Origin of the sequence: Corynebacterium sp. MSK044 (genome assembly GCF_030232825.1) — a bacterium.
GTDB lineage: Bacteria > Actinomycetota > Actinomycetes > Mycobacteriales > Mycobacteriaceae > Corynebacterium.
The window spans coordinates 16,942-40,480 of record NZ_JASPJJ010000006.1; the positions used below are offsets into that span (position 1 = coordinate 16,942).

General features: G+C 61.3%; 22 protein-coding genes. 18 read left to right on the plus strand and 4 right to left on the minus strand.

Translation table 11 applies throughout. From position 1 onward, the window contains the following. The first annotated feature begins 4 nt into the window (after nucleotides 1-4). Nucleotides 5-1,783 carry a proline--tRNA ligase gene (locus QP994_RS05175; RefSeq protein WP_284865618.1) on the plus strand — a complete coding sequence of 593 codons (1,779 nt, stop codon included), beginning with the start codon at nucleotides 5-7 and terminating at the stop codon, nucleotides 1,781-1,783. A gap of 9 nt (nucleotides 1,784-1,792) precedes the next feature. Here the strand turns inward: QP994_RS05175 and QP994_RS05180 are convergent, their stop codons facing one another. Further along, nucleotides 1,793-2,602: a DUF4439 domain-containing protein gene (locus tag QP994_RS05180; protein ID WP_284865619.1), complete on the minus strand. Its 810-nt coding sequence runs from the start codon at nucleotides 2,600-2,602 to the stop codon at nucleotides 1,793-1,795. Between the two features lie 38 nt (nucleotides 2,603-2,640). On the opposite strand from QP994_RS05180, the gene rimP reads away from it, so the two are divergent. The 9 genes from rimP (at nucleotide 2,641) to QP994_RS05225 (ending at nucleotide 11,838) form a co-directional block, all read left to right on the plus strand. Further along, on the plus strand, nucleotides 2,641-3,204 hold the full coding sequence (gene rimP, locus QP994_RS05185) for a ribosome maturation factor RimP (protein ID WP_284854704.1): 564 nt from the start codon (nucleotides 2,641-2,643) through the stop codon (nucleotides 3,202-3,204). Then, complete coding sequence (nusA, locus tag QP994_RS05190) at nucleotides 3,201-4,247, plus strand: transcription termination factor NusA (protein ID WP_284865620.1); 1,047 nt, start codon at nucleotides 3,201-3,203, stop codon at nucleotides 4,245-4,247. The genes rimP and nusA overlap by 4 nt, the downstream gene beginning before the upstream one ends. A gap of 83 nt (nucleotides 4,248-4,330) precedes the next feature. Beyond that, entirely contained in the window at nucleotides 4,331-4,642 is a 312-nt protein-coding gene (locus QP994_RS05195) for a YlxR family protein (RefSeq protein ID WP_284854708.1), read from the plus strand. A 129-nt stretch (nucleotides 4,643-4,771) separates the two neighbouring features. Continuing rightward, complete coding sequence (gene infB / locus QP994_RS05200; protein ID WP_284854710.1) at nucleotides 4,772-7,513, plus strand: translation initiation factor IF-2; 2,742 nt, start codon at nucleotides 4,772-4,774, stop codon at nucleotides 7,511-7,513. A gap of 104 nt (nucleotides 7,514-7,617) precedes the next feature. Beyond that, entirely contained in the window at nucleotides 7,618-8,052 is a 435-nt protein-coding gene (gene rbfA, locus QP994_RS05205) for a 30S ribosome-binding factor RbfA (RefSeq protein ID WP_284865621.1), read from the plus strand. Next, complete coding sequence (locus QP994_RS05210; RefSeq protein ID WP_284854714.1) at nucleotides 8,053-9,054, plus strand: DHH family phosphoesterase; 1,002 nt, start codon at nucleotides 8,053-8,055, stop codon at nucleotides 9,052-9,054. Beyond that, nucleotides 9,051-10,346 carry an MATE family efflux transporter gene (locus tag QP994_RS05215; RefSeq protein ID WP_284865622.1) on the plus strand — a complete coding sequence of 432 codons (1,296 nt, stop codon included), beginning with the start codon at nucleotides 9,051-9,053 and terminating at the stop codon, nucleotides 10,344-10,346. The genes QP994_RS05210 and QP994_RS05215 overlap by 4 nt, the downstream gene beginning before the upstream one ends. Before the next feature lie 5 nt (nucleotides 10,347-10,351). Beyond that, nucleotides 10,352-11,176, plus strand: coding sequence for a metallophosphoesterase family protein (locus QP994_RS05220; RefSeq protein ID WP_284865623.1), 825 nt, complete (start codon nucleotides 10,352-10,354; stop codon nucleotides 11,174-11,176). Beyond that, nucleotides 11,173-11,838 (plus strand): 4'-phosphopantetheinyl transferase family protein, encoded by a 666-nt coding sequence (locus tag QP994_RS05225; protein ID WP_284865624.1) that lies wholly within the window; start codon nucleotides 11,173-11,175, stop codon nucleotides 11,836-11,838. The genes QP994_RS05220 and QP994_RS05225 overlap by 4 nt, the downstream gene beginning before the upstream one ends. A gap of 4 nt (nucleotides 11,839-11,842) precedes the next feature. Here the strand turns inward: QP994_RS05225 and truB are convergent, their stop codons facing one another. Then, nucleotides 11,843-12,751 carry a tRNA pseudouridine(55) synthase TruB gene (truB, locus tag QP994_RS05230; protein WP_284865625.1) on the minus strand — a complete coding sequence of 303 codons (909 nt, stop codon included), beginning with the start codon at nucleotides 12,749-12,751 and terminating at the stop codon, nucleotides 11,843-11,845. A 31-nt stretch (nucleotides 12,752-12,782) separates the two neighbouring features. Here truB and QP994_RS05235 point away from each other — a divergent pair, with 31 nt between their 5' ends. The 4 genes from QP994_RS05235 to QP994_RS05250 all read left to right on the plus strand — a co-directional run bounded on the left by QP994_RS05235 (nucleotide 12,783) and on the right by QP994_RS05250 (nucleotide 17,589). Next, complete coding sequence (locus QP994_RS05235) at nucleotides 12,783-13,757, plus strand: bifunctional riboflavin kinase/FAD synthetase (protein WP_284865626.1); 975 nt, start codon at nucleotides 12,783-12,785, stop codon at nucleotides 13,755-13,757. Nucleotides 13,758-13,783: 26 nt separating this feature from the next. Beyond that, nucleotides 13,784-14,737 carry a nucleoside hydrolase gene (locus tag QP994_RS05240; RefSeq protein ID WP_284865627.1) on the plus strand — a complete coding sequence of 318 codons (954 nt, stop codon included), beginning with the start codon at nucleotides 13,784-13,786 and terminating at the stop codon, nucleotides 14,735-14,737. A 152-nt stretch (nucleotides 14,738-14,889) separates the two neighbouring features. After that, the gene (gene rpsO / locus QP994_RS05245) at nucleotides 14,890-15,159 is read left to right on the plus strand and encodes a 30S ribosomal protein S15 (protein ID WP_284854727.1); all 270 of its coding nucleotides are present in this window, start codon (nucleotides 14,890-14,892) and stop codon (nucleotides 15,157-15,159) included. 159 nt (nucleotides 15,160-15,318) lie between these two features. After that, nucleotides 15,319-17,589, plus strand: a complete 2,271-nt coding sequence (locus QP994_RS05250) for a polyribonucleotide nucleotidyltransferase (protein WP_284865678.1) — start codon at nucleotides 15,319-15,321, stop codon at nucleotides 17,587-17,589. A 68-nt stretch (nucleotides 17,590-17,657) separates the two neighbouring features. Here the strand turns inward: QP994_RS05250 and QP994_RS05255 are convergent, their stop codons facing one another. Together QP994_RS05255 and QP994_RS05260 are read right to left on the minus strand one after the other, a co-directional pair. Continuing rightward, nucleotides 17,658-18,158 carry an AMIN-like domain-containing (lipo)protein gene (locus tag QP994_RS05255; protein WP_284865628.1) on the minus strand — a complete coding sequence of 167 codons (501 nt, stop codon included), beginning with the start codon at nucleotides 18,156-18,158 and terminating at the stop codon, nucleotides 17,658-17,660. Nucleotides 18,159-18,267: 109 nt separating this feature from the next. Further along, a complete protein-coding gene (locus tag QP994_RS05260; RefSeq protein ID WP_284865629.1) occupies nucleotides 18,268-18,876 on the minus strand; it encodes an AMIN-like domain-containing (lipo)protein in 609 nt (202 codons plus the stop codon). A 129-nt stretch (nucleotides 18,877-19,005) separates the two neighbouring features. On the opposite strand from QP994_RS05260, the gene dapB reads away from it, so the two are divergent. From dapB to QP994_RS05280, 4 genes are read left to right on the plus strand one after another with little or no spacing between them, the layout of a single operon-like run. After that, nucleotides 19,006-19,752 (plus strand): 4-hydroxy-tetrahydrodipicolinate reductase, encoded by a 747-nt coding sequence (gene dapB / locus QP994_RS05265; protein WP_284865630.1) that lies wholly within the window; start codon nucleotides 19,006-19,008, stop codon nucleotides 19,750-19,752. Next, nucleotides 19,753-20,505, plus strand: coding sequence for an FAD-dependent thymidylate synthase (gene thyX, locus QP994_RS05270; protein ID WP_284865631.1), 753 nt, complete (start codon nucleotides 19,753-19,755; stop codon nucleotides 20,503-20,505). It abuts the gene before it with no gap. Nucleotides 20,506-20,563: 58 nt separating this feature from the next. Continuing rightward, nucleotides 20,564-21,472 (plus strand): 4-hydroxy-tetrahydrodipicolinate synthase, encoded by a 909-nt coding sequence (gene dapA, locus QP994_RS05275; RefSeq protein WP_284865632.1) that lies wholly within the window; start codon nucleotides 20,564-20,566, stop codon nucleotides 21,470-21,472. 2 nt (nucleotides 21,473-21,474) lie between these two features. Then, a complete protein-coding gene (locus tag QP994_RS05280; protein ID WP_284865633.1) occupies nucleotides 21,475-23,520 on the plus strand; it encodes a ribonuclease J in 2,046 nt (681 codons plus the stop codon). Nucleotides 23,521-23,539: the final 19 nt, after the last annotated feature.

Genomic DNA, 23,539 nt, shown 5'->3' on the forward strand with positions numbered 1-23,539 from the left:
GGGCATGATCACACGTTTGTCCACGCTGTTCCTGCGCACGCTGCGCGAAGACCCTGCTGATGCTGAGGTGCCCAGCCACAAGCTGCTGGTGCGCGCCGGGTATATTCGCCGTGCGGCGCCGGGCGTGTATTCGTGGTTGCCGCTCGGTTTGCGGGCTGTGCGCAACATCGAGGAGATTGTGCGCGAGGAGATGAACTCGATCGGTGCACAGGAGCTCCTGTTCCCGGCGCTTTTGCCGCGTGAGCCGTATGAGGCGACGAACCGTTGGACAGAGTACGGCGATGATCTGTTCCGTCTGAAGGACCGCAAGGGCACGGACATGCTGCTGGGCCCGACGCATGAGGAGATGTTCACGCTCGCCGTGAAGGACTTGTACTCGTCGTACAAGGATTTCCCGGTGACGCTGTACCAGATTCAGACGAAGTACCGCGATGAGGCGCGTCCGCGCGCGGGCATTCTGCGTGGCCGTGAGTTCGTGATGAAGGACTCTTACTCCTTCGACATGTCCGATGAGGGCCTGGATGAGTCCTACACGAAGCACCGTGGCGCGTACGAGCGGATCTTTGACCGCGTGGGCCTGAAGTATGAGATTTGCCAGGCCACGTCAGGTGCGATGGGTGGTTCCGCCTCCGAAGAATTCCTCGCATACTCGGACAACGGCGAGGACACATTTGTTGTCTCCACCGCGGGGGATTTCGCGGCGAACGTAGAGGCTGTGGTGACGGTTCCTCCGGCGGAGCAGCCGATCGAGGGCCAGCCGGAAGCGGTCGTGCATGACACGCCGAAGTCGGAGACGATTGAGACGCTCGTCGAGTGGGCAAACAGCGTGGGCGTGCTTATCGACGGCCGCCCGGTCGAAGCCACTGACACCCTCAAGTGCATGGTTGTGAAGGTCAACGATCCGCGCCAGGTGGACGAGGATGGCAAGCCGGTCGGCCCGCAGCTGACTGGTGTGCTCATCCCGGGTGACCGTGAGCTGGATGAGAAGCGACTCGAAGCATCTCTGGAGCCGGCCACGTTTGAGCTGGCCAGCGAAGAGGACTTCAAGAAGAACTCCTTCCTGGTGAAGGGCTACGTCGGCCCGAAGGCACTGAACGCCAACGGTGTGAAGGTCTACGCCGACCCGCGCGTGGTTGCTGGTTCCTCCTGGATCACCGGTGCGGATGCGCCGCAGAAGCACGTTGTTGGCCTGGTGGCTGGCCGCGATTTCGAGGTCGATGAGTTCATCGAGGCAGCGGAGATCAAGGAGGGTGACCCGTCGCCAAGCGGCAACGGCACTGTGAAGCTGGCGCGCGGCATTGAGCTGGGCCACATCTTCCAGCTTGGCCGTAAGTACACCGAGGCGATGGATGTGCAGATCCTCGACGAGAACGGCAAGCGTGCTGTTCCGACAATGGGGTCTTACGGCATCGGCGTGACCCGCATGCTCGCCGTGATCGCGGAGCAGACCCACGATGAGAAGGGCCTGGTCTGGCCGAAGGAGATCGCGCCGTACCAGGTGCACCTCGCCGTGGCTAACAAGGATGAGGCCGCGCTCAAAGAGGGTGAGCGCCTGGTGGGCGAGTTTGAAAAGGCCGGCATCGATGTGCTTTTCGACGATCGCCCGAAGGTCTCCCCAGGCGTCAAGTTCAAGGATGCTGAACTTCTGGGTATGCCGTTCATTGTGATCCTCGGTCGTTCCTTCGCCGACGGAATCATTGAGCTGCGTATCCGCGGTGGTGAAACGCTGGAGGTTCCGGCGGATCAGATCGTGGACAAGGTGCGCGAACTGGTCAACGGCTAGCGCTAACGGCTAGTTCTGGCTGGCTGCGCTTTGGGCATGGCCGGCTAACAGGATGGCCAGTTCACGCCATTCGGGGGAATCAGCATTGGCGGCTGCGGCGCGCCAATGCTCAACCAGGTTGTTTTCTAGCGCGTCGACGAACGCCGTGGCTTCAGCCGGGTTTGTCGGTGCGCCGTCGGGGATCTCATAGCCGGCTTCGCGGGCGGGAAGCTCCGCAGTGGGGAAGGTGTGGTGGAGGGTGGCCACGCGGGCGTCATGAAGCAGCCGCAGATCGTTGATGCGGCTGTGGAGTTGCTCGTCGGCGTAGGCGCTGGCGATGTCCAGGCCGAATTCCACGGCGTACTCGGCGCTGACGAGCTCCTTGGCGGCATTGAGGGGCTCAAGCCCCTCAATGGGGGGCTTAAAGCCATCAATCGGGAGCTTCTCGGCGGCAGCAGCGTCGATCGCTTGAGCAATCACGAGATCGCGGGATTCGGCGGGGACTTTATCGGCGGCTGTGGCGGTGCGGGTAACAAGGTCCTCCGCGGTACCGCTGGCGGGAAGGTCGGTGTCGCCGTACGTGACGTTGCAGGAGGTGGGCACATCGCCGTGTTCACTGGTTCCACACAGGCGCCGTGCTTCCTCTTGAAGTTGGTCAGCGTGGGTGGCGCGGAGTTCGTTCCACTCGTTGTTGCCACCGAATTGATCGGCGGAGGCCTGCTTGGCTAGCTCCATGATGGTGCCGTTGGCGCGCGGGCCAAAGAGATCGGCGGGGGAGCAGGCGGTTAGTGGCAAGACTGCGACGATGCATAGGGCAGCGAGATGGCGGGGGGACTTCACGTGGTCGACCCTACCGGCAGGGCAGTACAGTGGCCTGCATGGCATTCCCGCAAGTTGAAGAACTCACTGCTCTGATCCGCCCAGTTACTGATGCGCGGGGCTTTGACATCGAAACCGTGAAAACGGTCAAAGCTGGCAAAAAGTCCCAGGTCGTTGTCGCTGTGTCGGGTGATGACGCGCCGACGCTGGACCAGTTGGAAGAGGTGTCCAATGAGCTTTCTGAGCTTTTCGACGCTGCCGAGGACCGCGGCGACGTCAACTTCGGCGCCGGCTACACCTTGGAGGTGACCACCCCTGGCATTGATCTGCCACTGACGGAGCTCCGCCACTGGCGCCGTAATCGGGGGCGACTGGTGAAGCTGAGCGGGGAGGTCTTCCGTATTGGCGCCGTGGATGAGGCAACCGAGCAGGTGGTTCTCATCGTGCCGGTGAAGAAGGGGGAGCCTGGTGTGCGCGTGGTTCCTATTTCGGATGTGTCGGGTGCAGTGGTAGAAATTGAGTTCAACGCTCCGCCACAAACAGAGATCGACGTGGCGGAAACACCCTTCGGCGAGATCGCTGAGATCGCCGAGGAAAGCACCACCGGGAAGGACGACAAGTGAATATTGACATCGCAGCACTAAAAAACATTGAAAAGGAAGCCGGCATTCCGGTTGAGGACCTTCTGGGCACTATTGCTGCTGCACTGCTGCACGCCTACCGCGAGCACAAGAACGATGGGATGACTCCAACGGCTCCTACTGAAGGTTCCAAGGCGCGGGTGGACATTGATACCGAGACTGGTGATGTTGCGGTCATTGTCAGCGAACTGGATGAAGAAGGCAACGCCGTCTCCGAATTCGATGACACCCCGGTGAACTTCTCTCGCGTGGGTGCTTTGGCTGTGCGCGACGCGATTCTGAAGCGTCTGCGTCAGGCTGAGGCGCAGCGTGCATTCGGTGAATACTCCGAGCTCGAAGGCAAGGTTGTCTCTGGTGTTGTGCAGCGTGATGCGAATGCGAACGCGCGCGGCATCGTCGTGGTGCAGTTGGGTACCGAGTCTGACCCGCAGGACGGTATCTTGCTTCCCGCCGAGCAGATCCCGGGTGAGAAGCTCGAGCATGGTGACCGCGTGAAGGCCTACGTGGTGGGTGTTTCCGGTGGTGAGCGAGGCACGACGGTGAACCTGTCGCGCACGCACCCGGAACTCGTCCGTGGTCTGTTTGCGCTCGAGGTGCCAGAGGTTGCTGATGGGGCAGTGGAGCTGGTGTCCATTGCGCGTGAGGCTGGCCACCGTTCCAAGGTCTCCGTCAAGGGTGTAGCTAAGGGCATTAACGCTAAGGGGGCCTGCATTGGCCCGCGTGGTGCGCGCGTGACCAACATTATGGAGGAACTTGCCGGCGAGAAGATCGACATCGTTGACTACTCCGATGACCCAGCCGTGTACGTGGGCAATGCGCTGGCACCGTCCAAGGTTGTCCGCGTAGAAGTTCTCGATCATGATGCCCAGACTGCCCGAGTGACCGTGCCGGACTACCAGCTGTCCTTGGCCATTGGCCGTGAAGGTCAAAATGCTCGTCTGGCAGCGCGCCTCACCGGCTGGAAAATCGACATCCACTCCGATTCCGGTGTGGGGACGACAGATCAGACCGACCAAGCGGAGTAACAGTTCGCGCCAAAGTGGCGTAAGGTGGTTCAGTGGCTTCAATCTGGCAGAACTGCTGGGGTAGGGGTCGTCGATAAGCGAAAATGAGCAAGAAACATGAACCAGTCCGCATGTGCATAGCCACACGCCAACTGCAACCAGCAACAAAGCTCCTCCGCATCGTCGTCGACCCGGCTGATCCAACACGGATCATCCCCGACCCCAAGCGGATCTTGCCGGGACGCGGAGCGTGGATCACACCCACGCTCGCTGCGTGTGAGCAGGCGGAATCACGCCGCGCCTTCGGGCGGGCCCTCCGCGTGTCTGCGAAAGTGGACACTAGCCATGTGCGCAAGTACATCGCCGACGTGGAAACCACCACGCCGGCGGGCAAAACAGTAAGTGAAAAGGACTAAAGAACTGATGAGTCTTCAACCATGAAGCAGAAAATGCATCAGCGATGAACGTCATGACCATCGTCTAGAGGTCGCCCGCGTAGCTCCGCGAGCTGCCGTGCCACCTCTAGCCTGACCAAGAGGAGACACGTGCCCGGAAAGCTACGCGTTCACGAACTGGCAAAACAGCTCGGCGTAACAAGTAAGGAACTACTCGCCACCCTGAAAGAGGAAGGCGAGTTTGTAAAGACTGCTTCTTCCACCATCGAACCCCCGGTGGTGAAGAAAATGATTGCGCTCTACGAAGAGCGCGGTGGCGGTGCTGCCGACGCGAAGGATGCGAAGGCCGCAGAAGCACCGAAGAAGCCGGCGGCGAAAACCGCTGCAAAGCCGGCTGCTAAGCCTGCCGCAAAGCCGGCACCGAAGTCTGCTGCCGCGAAGCCTGCTACGCCAGGTCCGAAGCCGGCTGCGCCGAAACCAGCTGAGGCTGCAAAGCCGGCTGCGCCCAAGCCTGCTGCGCCAGGACCGAAGCCGGCAGCTCCGAAGCCGGCCGCTAAGCCAGGGGATGCGGCATCTGCAATGCCACGCCCGATGCCGAAGCCGGGTGGTCGCCCACGCGTGGCTAACAACCCGTTCTCGTCCAACACTGGTGGCCCACGCCCACAGCCGCGTCCTGGTGGCAACCGTGGCGGCGGTGCAGGTGCTGGCGGGGGTCAGCGTCGTTCTGGTGGCGGCCAGGGCCAGCGTGGTTCCGGCGCACCGCGTCAAGGTGCACCGAGCCCAGCGGATATGGCTAATGCGCCAAGCCCGGGCCAGATGCCGTCGCGCGCCGCTACCCGCGGTGGTGGACGTGGCCGTGGTCAGGGTGGCCCCGGTGGTGGTCGTGGCCGTGGACACGGCGGACCGGGCGGTCCCGGTGGCTTTGGCGGACCCGGTGGCGGGTTCCGCGGCCGTGGCGGTCGCCGTGGTGGTACCGCCGGTGCTTTCGGTCGCCCAGGTGGCGCACCTGGCCGTGGACGCAAGTCCAAGCGCCAGAAGCGTAATGAGTACGAGGAGATGCACGCACCGAACGTCGTTGGTGGCGTTCGCCTGCCGGATGGCGGCGGTAAGACCGTTCGCCTGCGCCAGGGTGCGACCCTGTCTGACTTGGCAGAAAAGATTGGTACTGAGGCATCGAGCCTCGTCCAGGCTCTGTTCAACCTCGGCGAGATGGTGACGGCGACGCAGTCTGTCTCCGAAGACACCCTGCAGCTGCTGGGTGCGGAGATTAACTACGAAGTCCAGATTGTCTCCCCAGAGGATGAGGACCGTGAGCTGCTCGAGTCCTTCGACTTGCAGTTCGGTGAGGACGAAGGCGGTGAAGAGGCGCTCGAGCAGCGTCCACCGGTTGTGTCCGTCATGGGTCACGTTGACCACGGTAAGACCCGCTTGTTGGACTCCATCCGCAACGCCAACGTTGGTCGTGGTGAGGCTGGCGGTATTACCCAGGGCATTGGTGCGTACCAGACTGAGGTCACGCTTGATGGTGAACCCCGCAAGATCACCTTCCTGGACACCCCGGGCCACGAGGCGTTTACCGCCATGCGTGCCCGTGGTGCGAAGTCCACGGACTTGGCCATCCTCGTGGTCGCTGCAGATGACGGCGTGATGCCGCAGACCGTGGAAGCCATTAACCACGCGAAGGCAGCTGATCTGCCGATCGTGGTTGCTGTGAACAAGGTGGATAAGCCTGAAGCACAGCCGGACAAGATTCGTGGCCAGCTCACTGAGTACGAGCTGGTGCCGGAGGAGTACGGCGGCGACACGATGTTCATTGACATCTCCGCGAAGAATGGCACCGGCATCGATGAGTTGCTGGAAGCTGTTCTGCTCACCGCCGATGCATCGCTGGAGCTCACCGCTAACCCGGACATGGATGCGCAGGGTCTGTCCATTGAGGCGCACCTGGACCGTGGCCGTGGTCCGGTGTCCACCGTGATCGTTCAGCGCGGTACCCTCCGCGTTGGCGATTCCATCGTTGTGGGCGGCAACTTCGGTCGCGTTCGCCGCATGATTGATGAGTGGGGCAATGACGTGGAAGAAGCAGGCCCGTCCTGCCCGGTCCAGGTCCAAGGCCTCAACGGTGTTCCGGGTCCTGGTGATAACTTGCTCGTGGTCGAAGATGACCGCGTTGCGCGCCAGATCGCTGCACAGCGTGATGCCCGCCAGCGTGCTGCTATGCAGGCCCGCAAGAAGAAGCGCGTCTCCCTGGAGAACCTGGATCAGGCACTCAAGGAGACGAACACGCTCAACCTCATTCTCAAGGGCGACAACGCCGGTTCGGTGGAAGCCCTGGAGGAGGCGCTGCTCAAGATCGAGGTCGACGACGAGGTGGATGTGAACATCATCGACCGCGGTGTCGGTGCGGTCACGCAGACCAACGTCTCTCTCGCTGCGGCGTCGGATGCTGTCATCGTGGCCTTCAACGTTCGCTCCGAGGGCAAGGCCACGGAAGAGGCCAATGAGGAAGGTGTGGAGATCCGCTACTACTCGGTGATCTACCAGGTCATCGAGGATGTGGAGGCTGCTCTCAAGGGCATGCTCAAGCCGGTCTACGAGGAGCGGGACCTGGGTACCGCGGAGATCCGCCAGATCTTCAAGGCATCCGCTGTGGGTCTCATCGCTGGTTGTATGGTCACCACTGGCAGTGTCAAGCGTGGTGCGAAGCTGCGCCTCGTGCGCGATGGCAACGTGATCACACCGGACGCAACCATCACCTCCCTGCGCCGGGAGAAGGACGACGTCACCGAAGTGGCCAAGGGCTACGAGTGCGGTATGGTCCTGTCCTACCCGGATATCCAGGTGGGCGATGAAATCCAGGCCTACGAGATGGTCGAGGTACCAAGGACGTAGGTGGGGGATGAGAGAGGTTGTCGATAAGCACATGCTTATCGACGACTTTCTTTAGCCCTGTAGACTTAAACCCTATTCTGCTGCTGACATCAAAGGAGTGACGTATGGCTGACAACACGCGCGCACAACGCCTGGCAAAGAGAATCCAGACGATCGTGGCTAGCGCTATCGAGCGCCAGATCAAGGACCGCCGCTTGGAATTGGTCACCGTCACTGATGTCCGCGTGACCGGCGATTTGCATGACGCGACTGTGTACTACACGGTGCGCGGCGCGAATATTGATGATGAGCCGGATTATGAGCAGGCGGCGGAAGCCCTCCACCGTGCTCGTGGTCAGCTGCGCAAGATCGTCGGCGATGAGCTGGGCGTGCGCTTCACTCCAACGCTGGCTTTTGAGCTGGACACCGTGCCGGAGGCATCCGCCCGCATGGAGGAGCTTCTCGCTCGTGCGCGTGCCCGCGATGAGGAGCTGGCTGAGCTGAAGAAGAATGCCATCCCGGCGGGTGATGCGGACCCGTACAAGACGAGGGACGAATAAATGGCCGGTGACATTCAGGCCGAATATCGGGCCTTGTTTGGCCCCGGTGAAGGTGACTTCGCCGGTGTGGCCGCGAAGCTGCGCGCGGCGGATGAGGTGCACATTGTCACCCACATCCGGCCGGATGCGGACGCGGTGGGATCTGCTCTCGGTCTGAAGTATGCGCTTGATGCGCTGGGTGTGCCGTCATCGGTGTACATCGGGCAGAAAGAGGAGCTCCCAGAAAACATCCGCACCGTGCCTGGTGTGGGAACGGTAGCGTTGGGGAAGCCGCTGCCATCTACCGGCCTGGTGGTGACCACGGATTGTGCGTCGTTAGATCGCACTGGCATGTACCACGACGAGCTGGCAAGCCACCCGGAGCGTGTTGTGGTGATTGACCACCATGCTTCGAATCCCGGTTATGGGGCGCTGAACTTGGTGCTGCCGTCTGAATCGACGACGGTGATTATCCGTGAACTGCTGTCCCATATGGGTGTTGAACTCACCCCTGATATTGCGTACTGCCTGTACGCGGGCCTGGTAACAGACACCGGGAGTTTCCGGTGGGGCACCGCCCGCATGCACATCCTCGCCGCTGAGCTGATGGAACATGGTGTGGACACCCGCGCCGCAGCGATGGACCTCATGGACGCGGTGTCTGCTGATGATTTGAAGCTCATGGGCGATGTCATGGCGGGTATGGAAACCCGCGTGGCGGGCCGCTACACCATCTCTGTACTGGCGATTGATGATGCGCATTTGCGTCACATGAACCAAACCGCGATCGAAGCCATCATTGAGTACTCGCGTGCGTTGACCGGCAGTGATATCGGTGTGGTGTTCAAGGAAATCCACCCGGGCTATTGGTCTGTGTCCCTGCGTTCGAGCGTGGTCAACGTTGCGGACGTGGCTGCCATGCACGGTGGCGGTGGACACGTACCGGCTGCGGGATACTCTGTGGCGGGGGCTGTGGACGCTGCTATCGACGCGCTGCAGCAGTCTGTTTCGGAGCTTCCGTGACGGATGTGACCGCCCGGCGAGTGCTTGCACTCGCCCTTCCTGCCCTTGGTGTGCTCGCGGCGAATCCGCTGTATCTGCTGCTGGACACCGCAGTGATTGGTCGCCTTGGCGCGGTGGAGTTGGCGGCGCTGGCAGCGGGTGCCACTGTGCAATCCACGGTGACCACGCAGTTGACCTTTTTGTCCTACGGGACGACAGCACGCTCAGCCCGTTTCTATGGGGCGGGTAATAAAGACCAAGCGATTGCTGAGGGTGTGCAGGCCACATGGGTCGCCCTAGGCGTGGGTGCGTTGCTGGCCACGCTGGTGTGGATCTTCGCCCAGCCGATCGCGCTGTTTCTTACCAATGATCCCGCGGCAGCTGGCCAGGCAGTGTGGTGGATGCGCACCGCTGCTTTTGCTATTCCGTTGACGCTGATCATCATGGCGGGCAATGGCTGGCTGCGTGGCATTCAGAACACCCGGCTGCCGTTCGTGTTCACGTTGTGTGGCCTGATACCGGGCGCCATCGCGTTGCCCTTCCTTGTAGCCCACTTCGGACTCGTGGGGTCAGCGGTGGCCAACATCATCGGGATGGGGCTCACCGCAACGGGCTTCATCGTGGCGTTGACCCGTGCGCACAACGGGCCGTGGAAGCCGGATTGGCGTGTGATCAAGCAGCAGCTGGTCCTGGGGCGTGATCTCATCGTGCGCTCGCTGTCCTTCCAGGTGGCGTTTGTCTCCGCGGCGGCGGTGGCAGGCCGCGTTGGTGTGGCAGCACTCGCCGCGCACCAGATCATGCTGCAGCTGTGGAATTTCCTCACGTTGGTGCTCGACTCTTTGGCTATTGCCGCGCAGACTCTCACCGGTGCTGCGTTGGGCACCGGCAGGGTTGATACCGCACGCGATGTGGGGCGCCAGGTGGTGCGTCTCTCCGCGGGCTTCGCGCTGATCTTGGCGGCGATCTTCGCGGTCGGTGGTCCGGTTATCCGTCGTATCTTCACCTCCGAGCAGATGGTGTTGGATGCCATGGTGGTGCCATGGTGGGTGCTCATTGCCATGGTCGTGGCCGGGGGAGTGCTCTTTGCTCTCGACGGCGTGCTGTTGGGTGCCAGCGACGCTGCGTTCTTACGCACGCTCACAGTGGCCTCGGTGGTCTTCGGTTTCCTGCCAGGTATTGCCGTTGCCTACTGGGCTGGTACAGGTCTGACGGGTATCTGGTGTGGTTTGGCCGCGATGATCGCGCTGCGATTGGTTGGTGTGATCTGGCGGTTTAAATCCATGCGCTGGGCACTCACAGTGGTAGGAACATAAGTACGATGACTGAGCAGCCAAGAGACAAGCGGACCACCACCTTGTGGGCGGTCTCTGATTTGCATGCGGCGGTAAAGGCGAACCAGCCGCGGTTGGAGGAGATCCAGCCGAATGATCCCTCCGACTGGCTCATTGTCGCTGGTGATGTTGCAGAACGCACCGAGCTGGTGGTCCAGGTGATGCAACAGTTGGTGGAGCGTTTCCACACCGTCATTTGGGTGCCGGGAAACCACGAACTGTTTTGTCGTGGGATGGACCGGTACAAGGGGCGCGAGAAGTATGAGCACTTGGTGGAGAAACTGCGCGCCATCGGGGTGATCACCCCGGAAGACCCGTACCCAGTGTTCGCGGGTGTGACCATCGCGCCACTGTTCACCTTGTATGACTACTCTTTCCGCGGCCCCATGATGAGCGTGGAAGAAGCACTCGCGTCCGCACGGGCGCGCGAGATCGTGCTCACGGATGAGGTGGCCATCGCCCCCTTCGTGGACATTCTTGCGTGGTGCTGGGACCGGTTGGCGTACACGACCAGGAGGCTTTCCCGGGTCGAGGGGGAGACCATCTTGGTCAACCACTGGCCACTCATCCAAGAGCCAACGGACAAGATGCTGTGGCGTGAGATCGCCCTGTGGTGTGGCACTCGGCATACCCGTGGGTGGGCGAAGCGCTACAACGCCCGCGCAGTCATTTACGGCCACTTGCACATGCCTGGGGTGGAAACGTATGAGGGCGTGGACCACATTGAGGTTTCCTTGGGCTACCCGGATGAGTGGCGCCGGCGCGGAGATGTGCCACAGTGGCCGTACCCGGTGATGGAGGTGGAGCAGTGATTGATCGCGATCTGTTCCCCGCACCCGCTCGTGTGGTGTACATGTTCACCGACCAGGCCAATGGTGACACGGACTTAAGCAACTACAACGAGTTGCACCCCGAAGAGCGCATCGTGGTCAGCCGTGCTGTGGATTCCCGGAAGGGGGAATTCGGTGACGCACGCTGGTGCGCGCATGAGGCGCTGCGCGAGCTCGGTGTGGATTCAGTCCACGCGATTTTGCGTGGGGAGAAAGGAATGCCGTTGTGGCCGGAGGGCTACACCGGTTCCCTGACTCATACGGAGGGACTGCGCATCGCGGTGGCAGCGCCATCGAAGGCGTTGCGGACCGTGGGCATTGATGCGGAACCAGCCGAACCGCTGCCGGACGGTGTGCTGGAGGAGATCGCCCGGCCACAGGAGCGTCAGTGGGTAGATGCCCAAAAGGCTGCGGGCCACGACTGGGCGGACCGCCTGTTGTTCTGCGCGAAGGAAGCCACCTACAAGGCATGGTTCCCCATGACGTTGCGCTGGCTCGGCTTCGAGGACGCGGAGATTGATATCCGTGAGGATGGCACGTTCATCGCCTACATTCTGAAACGCCCAACGCCGGTGCCGTTCATCGAGGGCCGGTGGGTTGTCTGCGGCGGCTATGTGTGCGCCAGCACCTTCGTGGTGCGGTAGCGCCCTAGAGGGTGGACGGGCGAGCGACGAAGACCGTGGATAAGCGTGAGCCTTTTTCTTTGACCAGCGCGACCGCGCGACCGTCCGGACCGACTGCGGCGTGCACGCCGTTGAGTCCGCGTGGCTCGAGCCATTTGCCCATTGCGAGCGCCGCGTACTCGTCGGCGGTGACCTCAAGGACAGGCCACGCTGTGGTCAGCGCCTCATCCAGCGTCAAGGACAGGCGCGCTGATTCCTCCAGTTCGTCGAGCGTCCGTGCATGCGCGAGGGTGAAAGGCCCCGATGCTTCACGACGCAATGCGGTCAAGTGCCCGCCCACCCCAAGCGCCTCACCCATATCGCGGGCAAGCGAACGGATGTAAGTGCCGGAAGAGCAATGCACGCGGGCGTCCACGTCCACGAAAGAACCCTCGTGGCGGATGTCGGAGACAGCAAAGGAAAACACCGTCACCGGCCGTGCCGGGATGATCACTTCTTTGCCTTCGCGCACGAGTTCGTGGGCGCGCTTGCCGTTGATTTTGATGGCGGAGACCTTGGAGGGAACCTGCATGATATCCCCGGTCAATGCGGCGACCTGGGCCATGATCGCCTCATCGGTGAGCGCGGAGGCATCTGTCTGCGAGACGACTTCGCCTTCCGCATCATCGGTTGTCGTAGCGGCGCCGAGGCGGATGGTGGTGGAGTACACCTTGTCATCGGCCACGAGGTGAGCCAGCAGCTTCGTGCCGCGCTCAATGCCGGCAACAAGGACACCGGTGGCCATTGGGTCGAGCGTGCCGGCGTGCCCTACCTTGCGGGTTCCAAAAAAGCGCCGCAAACGTGCCACAACATCATGGCTGGTCATGCCAGCCGGTTTATCCACCACGACGATGCCGGAGGTGGACAGAGGGTCAGGGTTTTGGCCAAGGTTCATAGCACTAACCCTATGCACTACGCTGTCGCGAGTGGATATTTTGTCAGGGCTCGCTGAGGTTCCCGCCGGTCTGAATGGACCGGTGGTCACCATCGGGGTCTTCGACGGGGTGCACCGCGGACACCAGAAGCTCATCGGGCATGCGGTGGATCGCGCCCGCGAAGCCGGTGCGCCGAGTGTGTTGATGACCTTCGACCCGCACCCAGTTGCCGTGTTCGCGCCGGAGTACACCCCGGACGTGCTCATGCCGCTGGAAGAGCGCGCCCGCCTCATTGAGGAGCTCGGCGTTGACTACATGCTGGTCATCGACTTCACCAAAGAACTCGCCGGGGAGAGCCCGGAGGATTATTTCGTACAGGTGATCGTGGATAAGCTCCATGCTTCCCGCGTCGTCGTGGGGGAGAACTTCACCTTCGGCGCGGGAGGGCTGGGCACGGCGCGCACGATGCAGGAGCTCGGTGAAAAATATAGCGTGGATGTGGACATTGTTTCTTTGCTTTTCGACGGCCCCTCCCGCGTCTGCTCCACCTCCATCCGCGACGCGCTGTCCGAGGGTGATGTGGGCCAAGCGTCTGAATTCCTTGGCCGTGCTTTCTCCGTAACAGCGCGTGTGGAGCGCGGCGCCGGACGCGGTGGACGTGAACTGGGCTACCCAACGGCGAACCAGTACGTCTGCGAGAACGAGGCCGTGCCAGGTGATGGCGTGTACGCCGGCTGGTTCACTGTGCTGCCTGAAGAAGGCACTGGCCCGATTGACGGGGACATGGAGCTTGGGGTCCGCTACCCGGCGGCGATCTCCGTGGGCACGAACCCCACGTTTGGGGATGCGCGTCGCAGCGTTGAGTCCTTCGTGCTGGACCGTGACGCAGACCTGTATGGGCGACTGGCGCGCGTGGAATTCGTGGCGAAGGTGCGCGACATGGTGAAGTTTGATTCCGTCGACGAACTGTTGGACAACATGGCGCGCGACGTAGCAAACGTACGCACCCTGCTTAAGCGCGTTTAAGTGCTTACCGGTTAGGCTTGGGCGCCATGACCCGCAAAATGATTCTGGATCTTGATACCGGCATCGATGATGCCCTCGCTCTCGCCTACGCACTGGGCTCTGAAGAAGTGGACCTCATCGGTGTGACCGGCACCTACGGCAACGTTCTTGTTGAAACCGGTGTGCGCAACACCCTGGCCATTCTCGAGCTGTTCGGTCGCACCGATGTCCCAGTGTTCGCCGGCCCGGGACACGCTAGCGCGAAGGAGTCCTTCGAGGTGCTAGAGATCTCCGAGTTCATCCACGGCAAGAACGGCATCGGCGAAGCCGAGCTGCCGGAGCCCACGCGCCGGGTGGAGCCGAAGTCTGCGGTGGACTTCCTCGTGGAGTCAGTGGAGAAGTACGGCGATGAACTCGTGATCGTCCCCACTGGTCCGTCCACCACGATCGCTGCGGCGGCGAAGGTGAGCAAGACGTTTGCGGAAAAAGCCCACATCGTCATGATGGGTGGCGCGCTCACCGTCCCAGGCAACGTGTCCCCGTGGGCGGAGGCCAACGTCAACCAGGACCCAGAGGCAACGGACGCGATTTTCCGCAGCATGAAAGACATCACCATGATCGGCCTGGATGTCACGCTGCAGACCCTGCTCACCACCGCCGAGACCGCACAGTGGGAAGCACTGGGAACCCCGGGCGGGGACTTCCTAGCCGCTGCCACGAACTATTACATCGGCGCCTACGACACCACCGCACCGCACCTGGGCGGCTGTGGCTTGCACGACCCGCTGGCCGTCGGTGTTGCCATTGACCCAACGCTGGTGACCACCCTGGACATCAACCTCAAGGTCGACACCGAAGGGGCAACCCGCGGACGCACCATTGGTGATGAAACTCGCCTCAATGATGAGACGAAAACCGCCAAGGTTGCCGTGGCTGTGGACAAGCAGCGCTTCCTCGAAGAGTTCATGCGTCGTATCACTGGCTTGGCGGAGAAGAGCTAGTTCACTAGATCACCGGCTGGGATTAACGGTTTCCGCTCATAGTGCGGTACTCTTTCCTCTTCGGTAGCGGCTCGCGTGACTGTGGTTCGCAGCAGTCCCCGCCACTGATATCCGATGAATGCGAACTGAAATAACCAAGGAGAACAATTCCCATGGCTTTGACCACTGAGAAGAAGGCCGAAATCCTCAAGGAGTACGGCGTACACGAGACTGACACCGGTTCCCCGGAGGCTCAGGTTGCACTGCTCACCGAGCGCATCAACAACCTCACCGAGCACCTCAAGGACCACAAGCACGATCACCACTCCCGTCGTGGTCTGCTGCTGCTCGTTGGTCGTCGTCGCGGTCTGCTGAAGTACCTGCGCGAGAACAACGTTGAGCGTTACCGTGACCTCATCGCCCGGCTGGGTCTGCGTCGATAAGCAAAAAGCTTTTCTTCCAGAACGAGCAACGGCCGTCATTTTTGGCGGCCGTTTTTCGCGTGCATACGGTGTTTTGGGTGGCCAGCTGGTAGTGTGCCTGGGTGTAAAAAAGATTCATCTCGGCGGCACCGACGACCGCCACGAACCCATGAAAGGGATCTGTTGAGCAAGAACACAAAACACACCCCGGATAACTCTGTTGAATTCCACATTGATGAGGAATTCGGTGTGACCGAAGCAACCGCCATCCTGGACAACGGTGACTTTGGTACCCGCACTGTCCGGTTTGAAACCGGCCAGCTGGCACGCCAGGCTGATGGCTCGGTGACCACCTACCTCGACGACGACACGATGCTGCTGGCCACCACCACCGCATCCAACCAGCCGCGCGAAGGCTTTGACTTCTTCCCGCTCACCGTTGACGTGGAAGAGCGTATGTACGCCGCTGGCAAGATTCCGGGCTCGTTCTTCCGCCGTGAAGGTCGCCCGTCCACACAGGCAATCCTGGCGTGCCGTCTCATTGACCGTCCGCTGCGCCCGACCTTTGTGAAGGGTCTGCGCAATGAGGTCCAGGTTGTTATCACCGTGATGAGCTGGGACCCGGAGGAGTACTACGACGTCGTGGCTATTAACGGCGCGTCCGCCGCAACGCAGCTGTCGGGGCTGCCGGTCTCCGGCGCTGTTGGTGGTGTGCGCATGGCGCTCATCGCTGATGAGAAGCACCCGAAGGGCCAGTGGGTTGCGTTCCCGAACCACGAGCAGCACGAGCAGGCTGTCTTTGAAATGGTCGTGGCTGGCCGCATCGTTGAGAAGAAGAAGGGCCGCCGCAAGGTCCAGGACGTAGCCATCATGATGGTGGAAGCGGGCGCTGGCGTGAATGTGATGAAGCTGGTGGCTGACGGTGCACCGGCACCGACGGAATCCACCGTCGCTGAAGGCCTTGAGGCTGCGAAGCCATACATCAAGACCCTGTGCGAGGCGCAGAATGTTCTGGCGGAGAAGACCGCGAAGGAAGCGCAGGAGTTCCCGCTCTTCCCGGCATACAGCGACGAGGTCTTTGACGCTGTGGAGAAGAAGGCTTCCAAGAAGCTGGCCAAGCTGCTCACCATCGCGGGCAAGGCTGAGCGCGATGATGCGACCAACGAGTACATGGAGGAGATCGAGGAGAGCCTGCTGTCCTCCTTCACTGCTGAGGACGCATCCAAGGAAATCCGCGCTGCTTACAACGCGCTGATGAAGCAGATTGTGCGCGAGAAGATCCTCACCGAGGGCTTCCGTATCGACGGCCGTGGTGTCACCGACATCCGCGACCTTGGCGTCGAAGTTGAACTGATCCCGCGTGCCCACGGCTCCGCACTGTTCGAACGTGGTGAGACCCAGATTCTCGGCGTGACCACCTTGGACATGCTGAAGATGGAGCAGCAGCTGGATTCCCTCCACCCGGAGACCTCCAAGCACTACATCCACCACTACAACTTCCCGCCGTACTCCACGGGTGAGACCGGCCGCGTCGGTTCCCCGAAGCGCCGCGAGATCGGCCACGGTGCCCTTGCTGAGCGTGCCCTCGTACCGGTGATCCCGTCCAAGGAGGACTTCCCGTACACGATCCGCCAGGTCTCTGAGGCTCTGGGCTCCAACGGCTCTACCTCCATGGGTTCCGTGTGTGCATCGACCCTGTCCTTGTACAACGCTGGCGTGCCGCTGGCTGCACCGGTCGCCGGTATCGCCATGGGTCTTGTCTCTGGCGAGGTTGATGGTGAGACCAAGTACGTCGCCCTGACCGACATCCTCGGTGCCGAGGATGCCTTCGGCGATATGGACTTCAAGGTTGCCGGTACCCCGGACTTCATCACCGCCCTGCAGCTGGACACCAAGCTCGACGGCATCCCGTCGGACGTTCTGGCCAACGCTCTGAACCAGGCCAAGGACGCTCGCGTGACCATCCTGGACACGATGGCTGAGATCATCGAGGGCCCGGACGAGATGAGTTCGCTGGCACCGAAGATCACCACGGTGCACGTGCCTGTGTCCAAGATCGGTGAGGTCATCGGCCCGAAGGGCAAGACCATCAACCAGATCACCGAGGAGACCGGCGCTGACATCTCCATCGAGGATGACGGCACCATCTACGTTGCTGCTGCTACCGGTGAAAGCGCGGATGCTGCGATTGAGCAGATCAACGCGATTGCGAACCCGCAGCAGCCGAAGGTGGGGGAGCGTTACCTGGGCACCGTTGTGAAGACGGTTGCTTTCGGGGCGTTCGTGTCCCTCACACCGGGCCGTGATGGTCTGGTGCACATCTCCAAGCTCGGCGGCAACAAGCGCATCGAGAACGTAGAGGACGTGGTCAATGTCGGCGACAAGATCGAGGTGGAGATCGCGGACATCGATAACCGCGGCAAGATCTCGCTTGTTCCAGTCGAAGACTAAGCACGTGCTTATCCCCGTAGCCCCCGGCCAGTTCTGAAACGGAACCAGCCGGGGGCTTCGTCATGCGCTTATTTTTGGACGTCCACGACTACGCGTGTCGGGTTCTCAATCACTTCGATCTTGAAGGGGCGCTTCTTGTCCACACCGATGTACCAGGTGGAGTCGCCTTCGTCCCAGCCGGAGTAGACAACGTCGGTGATGCTGGGGGCGTGCCCATCTGAGCCTTGTGGGGCTTCATAAGGGTCGCTCACACCGCGTACGAGAACACGGAGTGCGGCGCCACCGTTGACGGGGACATCAAAGCCGGACCCGGGTTGGCTGGGCTGATCGTCGTACTCCGCCATGATCCACGGCGTGCCAGTGCCGCCGATATCGAAGACGAGGCGATCAAATGTGTCATGCGCACCAATGCGTACACCGGTGACCTTGTACGAGCCGTCCAGGTGGTCCTTGATCTCCACGCGGTCCGTGGCAAAACCCTCCGCGGCAGCTGGTTCTGGGGCGGCTTCCTCCGTGGTCTCCATCGTTGTGGTGATGGTGTTCGGGGGAGCTGATTCACGCAGTGTCATCACCGCTTCGTCAGGTTCTTGCAGTTGAGAACAGGCGCTAAGCGATATGGCGGCGAAGAACGCGCTGCACACTGCGCCTACGCGACGGGCAGGGAGCATTACCGTGTGCCTACTTCTGAACGTCCACCACGACACGCGTCGGGTTTTCCAACACTGTCACCTTGTACGGGCGCTGTTTGTCCAGCCCGATGAAGTACTGGGAGACAGCCTCGAAGGTGCCACTGTTGGTCACGTCCTTGATATTGCCGGAGGCAAGCCCAAGGGTGGTCTTGCCGGCGTACTTGGCGTCCGGGGTTTGATCGAGGGAGGTGCCATGAATGGTGATCTCGAGGGCCGCCTCACCTGGGACGTCCACCGGCAGACCGGAAGCCTGTTGGAGAGGTTCATCGGAGTAGCCAGCCAGGAACTCTGGCGTGCCATCGCCCTCGAATTCGAAGACGACGCGGTCGTATCCCTCGTGCGAACCCGAGCGGATGTCAGCGGTGCTCAGCTCGGACTTCATCTCGCCAGTGAAGGTTCCCGTGGATTCCGTCGAGTACTCCCCAGGCACATCCTGGTTGTCGATCGTGGAGGCCATGACCGTCTTCGTGTCCGTTGTAGTGGAGGTGGACGGGCTGCCGTTCGGCTCTGAAATGCTCTCCGAAGGAGAGCAGGCCGCCAAACCCAAGGCACTGGTTGCGAGAAGAGCGATTGTTAACGCGTGTGACTGGTGTTTCATATGTTGTAGTTTATCCGACAATCGCTTGGCTCGTTGGAGGCAAGGCGGAGCGATCGCTTGGCGGTGCAGGGGATAGAGTGGGGCGGAGTAGAAAACAAAGAGTCACAAGATTTCAAGGGGTTGACAGCCATGACCATCAAAGTGGGAGTTCTTGGAGCGAAAGGGCGTGTGGGGTCCGCGGTCGTGGCGGGCGTCAACGCCGCCACCGATCTGGAATTGGTTGCGGAGGTGGATGCAGGTGATTCCCTCGATGTTCTCGTGCGAAGCGGTGCGCAGGTCATCGTTGACTTCACTACCCCGAACGCTGTGATGGGCAACCTGGAGTTCTGCATTAATAACGGTATCCACGCCGTGGTGGGCACAACTGGCTTTGACGAGGAGCGCTACCAGCAGGTACGCGACTGGTGTGCAGCCAACGAGGGCGTGGGTGTTCTCATCGCCCCGAACTTTGCTATTTCCGCGGTGCTGGCCATGGCCTTTGCCCGACAGGCTGCCCCGTTCTTCGACTCCGCTGAGGTTGTGGAGTACCACCACCCGAACAAGCTCGATGCACCTTCGGGCACGGCGCTGAAGACGGCACAGGGGATTGCGGCGACGCGCGCTGAAGCCAACATGGGCGCCATGCCTGATGCGACCGAGCAAGCCCTCGACGGCTCCCGCGGCGCTGACGTTGACGGCGTGAAGGTTCACGCCGTACGCATGCAGGGCATGGTTGCGCATGAGGACATCATCTTTGGCACCACCGACCAAACGCTCACCATCCGCCAGGATTCCTACGGCCGCGATTCGTTTGTGCCCGGTGTGCTCACCGGCGTGCGTGGCGTGGCGGACCACCCGGGTCTGACCGTTGGCCTCGACTCCTACCTGGGCCTGTAAATGTCGCAGAGCAAAACCCTTAACGTCCAACTCCTCGCCGCCACCTCCTTCGCGGCGCCCGCCGACGTGGACTGGGAGCAAGACCCGGATGCCACTGACGCGGAGGCGCTCGTCGAATTTGCGGGGCGCGCCTGCTATGAAACATTCGACAAACCCAACCCGCATACCGCGGCGAATGAGGCGTACCTGCGGCACATTCTTGAGGTCGGGCACGATGCACTGCTGGAGCATGCCACCGCAACGCTGTACATCCGCGGCCTCTCCCGTGCTGCCGGAAACGAACTGCTGCGGCACCGACACTTGTCGTTTTCACAGCTCTCTCAACGTTTCGTGCCGTCGAGTGAATCTGACGTTGTCATTCCCGACGCGATTGCGGCCGACGAGGATCTGCGTCGTATTTTCCTCGCCGCCGTCGATGAGACGCGCTTCGTCTACGAGGAACTCCTCGGCGCGCTCGAAGGCAATCTCGAGGACGAACCCAATGCGCTGTTGCGTAAGAAGAAGGCGCGCCAAGCCGCCCGAGCCATCTTGCCCAACGCCACCGAAACACGCTTTGTGGTCACCGGCAACTACCGTGCATGGCGCGATTTCATCGCTGCGCGTGCCAGCGAACACGCGGATGTAGAGATCCGTGAACTCGCCGTAGCCATCCTTGAGGTGTTGAAGAAACAAGCACCGTCGCTTTTTAGCGACTTCCTCATCAGCACCCTCACCGACGGTACCGTTATGGCCACAAGCCCATACGTCGGCTAGCTCTGTTGAGCCCCGCCGGTCACTGATTGGCGGGGCAAAGAATGTACCCTAGGTAGCCATGGGCATTTCAACGAAAGCACAAACTGGTGCAGATGAGTTCGGAACCATCGGCGTTGCCATGGTCACCCCGTTCGACACACGCGGCGAGTTGGATCTCGCCGCTGCACGAAAGTTGGCTGTCCACCTCGTAGACAACGGCATCGATTCCCTCATCCTCGGCGGAACCACGGGTGAATCCCCAACGACCAGCCCCGAGGAAAAAATCGAACTGATCAAGGCGGTGCGCTCCGAACTGGGGGACCGCGTCAAGATCATGGCGGGGGCAGGAACGAATGACACGCGGACGTCCATAGCTTTGGCGCAAGCTTCTCGTGATGCTGGCGCTGACTCTCTCCTCGTGGTCACCCCGTACTACTCCAAGCCCTCCCAGGCGGGGCTGCTAGCGCACTTCACTGCTGTCGCCCAGGCCACCGACCTGCCGGTCTGCCTCTACGACATTCCCGGACGCTCTGCTATTCCCATCGCCGGCGCAACAATTCGTGCCCTGGCGGACCTGCCCACCATCAAAGCCGTCAAAGACGCCAAAGGTGACCTGCTAGAAGCCACCACGATTATCAATGACACCGGGTTGGCCTGGTACTCTGGCGACGACGTTCTCAACCTGCCGTGGTTCTCCGTCGGCGCAACCGGAGTCATCTCCGTGATCGGCCACGCAGCCCCAGGTCTTATGAGAGAAATGGTTACAAGCTTCGAGGAAGGCGACCTCGCCCGCGCGCGGGAAATCAACGCCACCACCATGTGCGTGCTCGCTCAGCAGCAAGCCGTGCTCGGTGGAGTGACATTTGCAAAAGCCGCCCTGCGCCTGCAGGGCATTGAGGTTGGAGATCCCCGCCTGCCCATCGTCGCACCCGACGAAACGCAGCTGGAGGCTCTCCGCCATGACATGGAAAAGGCTGGAGTCCTTTAAGTATGAACGAAACCCGCAACCGCTCGCGCAAGGTGACCCGCAAGGCGGGCCCGCCGGAGACGGGCGATCAGCAGCCGGTGTTCCAAACCGCTGACACCCAACCGCAGGAAAACCGTGGCAACGGCAACGGTAAGGGTAACGGTGGTAACGGTAATCACGGCAATAACAACCGTGGTAACGGTGGCAATAACGCCGGTAATAACAATAGCGGTGGTAACCGCAATCGTGGTCGCGGTCGGGGCCGTGGCCGTGGGCGCGGTGGTGACAACCGCCGTAACCCCGTCAAGGGCATGCAGGGTGCAGACCTGACGAAGCGTCTGCCGGAACCGCAGAAGCCCGCGAATGGCTCGCTGCGTATTTACGCGCTCGGTGGCATCTCTGAGATTGGCCGCAACATGACCGTGTTTGAGTACAACGGTCGTCTTCTCATCGTGGACTGTGGTGTTCTGTTCCCGTCCTCTGATGAGCCGGGTGTGGACCTCATCCTGCCGGACTTCGGTCCGATTGAAAATAAGCTGGATAAGGTGGACGGGCTCGTGGTTACACACGGGCACGAAGACCACATCGGCGCGATCCCGTGGCTGCTCAAGCTGCGCCCAGATATCCCGATTTATTCGGCGAAGTTCACTAACGCGCTCATTGCGGCAAAGACCAAGGAGCACCGCCAGCGTCCGAAGTTGCACGAGGTCAACGAGAAGTCGGAGATCACCGTCGGCCCGTACAACGTGCGCTTCTTCCACGTTGGTCACTCCATCCCGGACTGCTTGGGTGTTGTGATTAAGACTGGTGCAGGCACTGTCTGCATGACCGGTGACGTCAAGGTCGACATGACCCCGTACGACAACAAGCCCACCGACCTGCCGGCGCTTGCTCGCTATGGCGATGAGGGCATTGACCTGTTCTTGTGTGACTCCACCAACGCCACCATCCCAGGCATTTCCGCCTCGGAGGCTGGTATTGAGGAGAACCTCATTCGCATCGTGCAGGCCGCGAAGCAGCGTGTTGTTCTCGCATCCTTCGCGTCCAACGTCTCGCGTGTGCAGATGGCCGTCAACGCGGCTGTGGCTTCCGGCCGCAAGGTTGCTTTCAACGGTCGCTCCATGATTCGCAACATGGAGATCGCGGAGAAGATGAGCATGCTGCGTGCCCCGAAGGGCACCATCATCCCCATCGAAGAGGCTGCGAAGATGGCGCCGCACCGCGTCATGCTCATCACCACTGGTACTCAGGGTGAGCCGATGGCTGCGCTGTCGCGCATGTCCCGCCGTGAACACCGTCAGATTACGGTGCGTGACGGTGACACGATCATCCTGTCCTCCTCGCTCATCCCGGGCAATGAGGAAGCAGTGTTCGCCGTGATCAACAACCTTGCCCAGATTGGTGCGAATGTGATCACCAACGACGATGCGCATGTCCACGCCTCCGGCCATGGTTACGCCGGCGAGCTGCTGTTCCTTTACAACATGGCTCGTCCGCGCAACGCTATGCCGGTGCACGGCGAGTGGCGTCATCTTCGTGCGAACAAGGAGCTGGCTATCGCTACCGGTGTGAAGCCGGAGAACACGGTGCTGGCGCAGAATGGTGTTGTCGTGGATATGGTCAACGGTAAGGTCAAGGTTGCAGGCCAGTATCAGGTGGGCAACCTCTACGTCGATGGCACCACGATGGGTGACGTTGACCCAGACGTGCTGGCGGACCGCACCAATTTGGCTGCCGGTGGCGTTATTTCCATCACGTGTGTGATTGATGATCGTACGGGGCGCCTCATTGAGAAGCCGACCGTGTCCACCACGGGCCTCATCGATGATGATCGTGAGGTTAAACCTGTCATCGTCGAACTCGTGGAGAACACCATGTTCGACCTCGCTGCTGAGGGTGAGAATGACCCGTACCGCATGGTTCAGCAGCTGCGTCGCCGCATCTCCCGCACGATCGAGCAGAAGTACAAGCGTGAGCCTGTCATTCTGCCGACGGTTGTGCCGATGAATGCCGACGACGTGACGCCGGTGTCCACTGAAGACATCGAAGCATCGCGCGAATCGCTGTAGCTTTTCGCTTGTCGACGAC

Bases quoted from the DNA above. Each gene is read 5' to 3' on its own strand.
- thyX (WP_284865631.1), top strand. From the start codon at position 19,753: ATGTCGCAGAGCAAAACCCTTAACGTCCAACTCCTCGCCGCCACCTCC.
- QP994_RS05240 (WP_284865627.1), top strand. From the start codon at position 13,784: ATGACCCGCAAAATGATTCTGGATCTTGATACCGGCATCGATGATGCC.
- rimP (WP_284854704.1), top strand. From the start codon at position 2,641: ATGGCATTCCCGCAAGTTGAAGAACTCACTGCTCTGATCCGCCCAGTT.
- truB (WP_284865625.1), bottom strand. From the start codon at position 12,751: ATGAACCTTGGCCAAAACCCTGACCCTCTGTCCACCTCCGGCATCGTC.
- QP994_RS05280 (WP_284865633.1), top strand. From the start codon at position 21,475: ATGAACGAAACCCGCAACCGCTCGCGCAAGGTGACCCGCAAGGCGGGC.
- dapB (WP_284865630.1), top strand. From the start codon at position 19,006: ATGACCATCAAAGTGGGAGTTCTTGGAGCGAAAGGGCGTGTGGGGTCC.
- QP994_RS05210 (WP_284854714.1), top strand. From the start codon at position 8,053: ATGGCCGGTGACATTCAGGCCGAATATCGGGCCTTGTTTGGCCCCGGT.
- QP994_RS05220 (WP_284865623.1), top strand. From the start codon at position 10,352: ATGACTGAGCAGCCAAGAGACAAGCGGACCACCACCTTGTGGGCGGTC.
- QP994_RS05255 (WP_284865628.1), bottom strand. From the start codon at position 18,158: ATGACACTGCGTGAATCAGCTCCCCCGAACACCATCACCACAACGATG.
- QP994_RS05175 (WP_284865618.1), top strand. From the start codon at position 5: ATGATCACACGTTTGTCCACGCTGTTCCTGCGCACGCTGCGCGAAGAC.
- rbfA (WP_284865621.1), top strand. From the start codon at position 7,618: ATGGCTGACAACACGCGCGCACAACGCCTGGCAAAGAGAATCCAGACG.
- dapA (WP_284865632.1), top strand. From the start codon at position 20,564: ATGGGCATTTCAACGAAAGCACAAACTGGTGCAGATGAGTTCGGAACC.
- rpsO (WP_284854727.1), top strand. From the start codon at position 14,890: ATGGCTTTGACCACTGAGAAGAAGGCCGAAATCCTCAAGGAGTACGGC.
- QP994_RS05260 (WP_284865629.1), bottom strand. From the start codon at position 18,876: ATGAAACACCAGTCACACGCGTTAACAATCGCTCTTCTCGCAACCAGT.
- QP994_RS05195 (WP_284854708.1), top strand. From the start codon at position 4,331: ATGAGCAAGAAACATGAACCAGTCCGCATGTGCATAGCCACACGCCAA.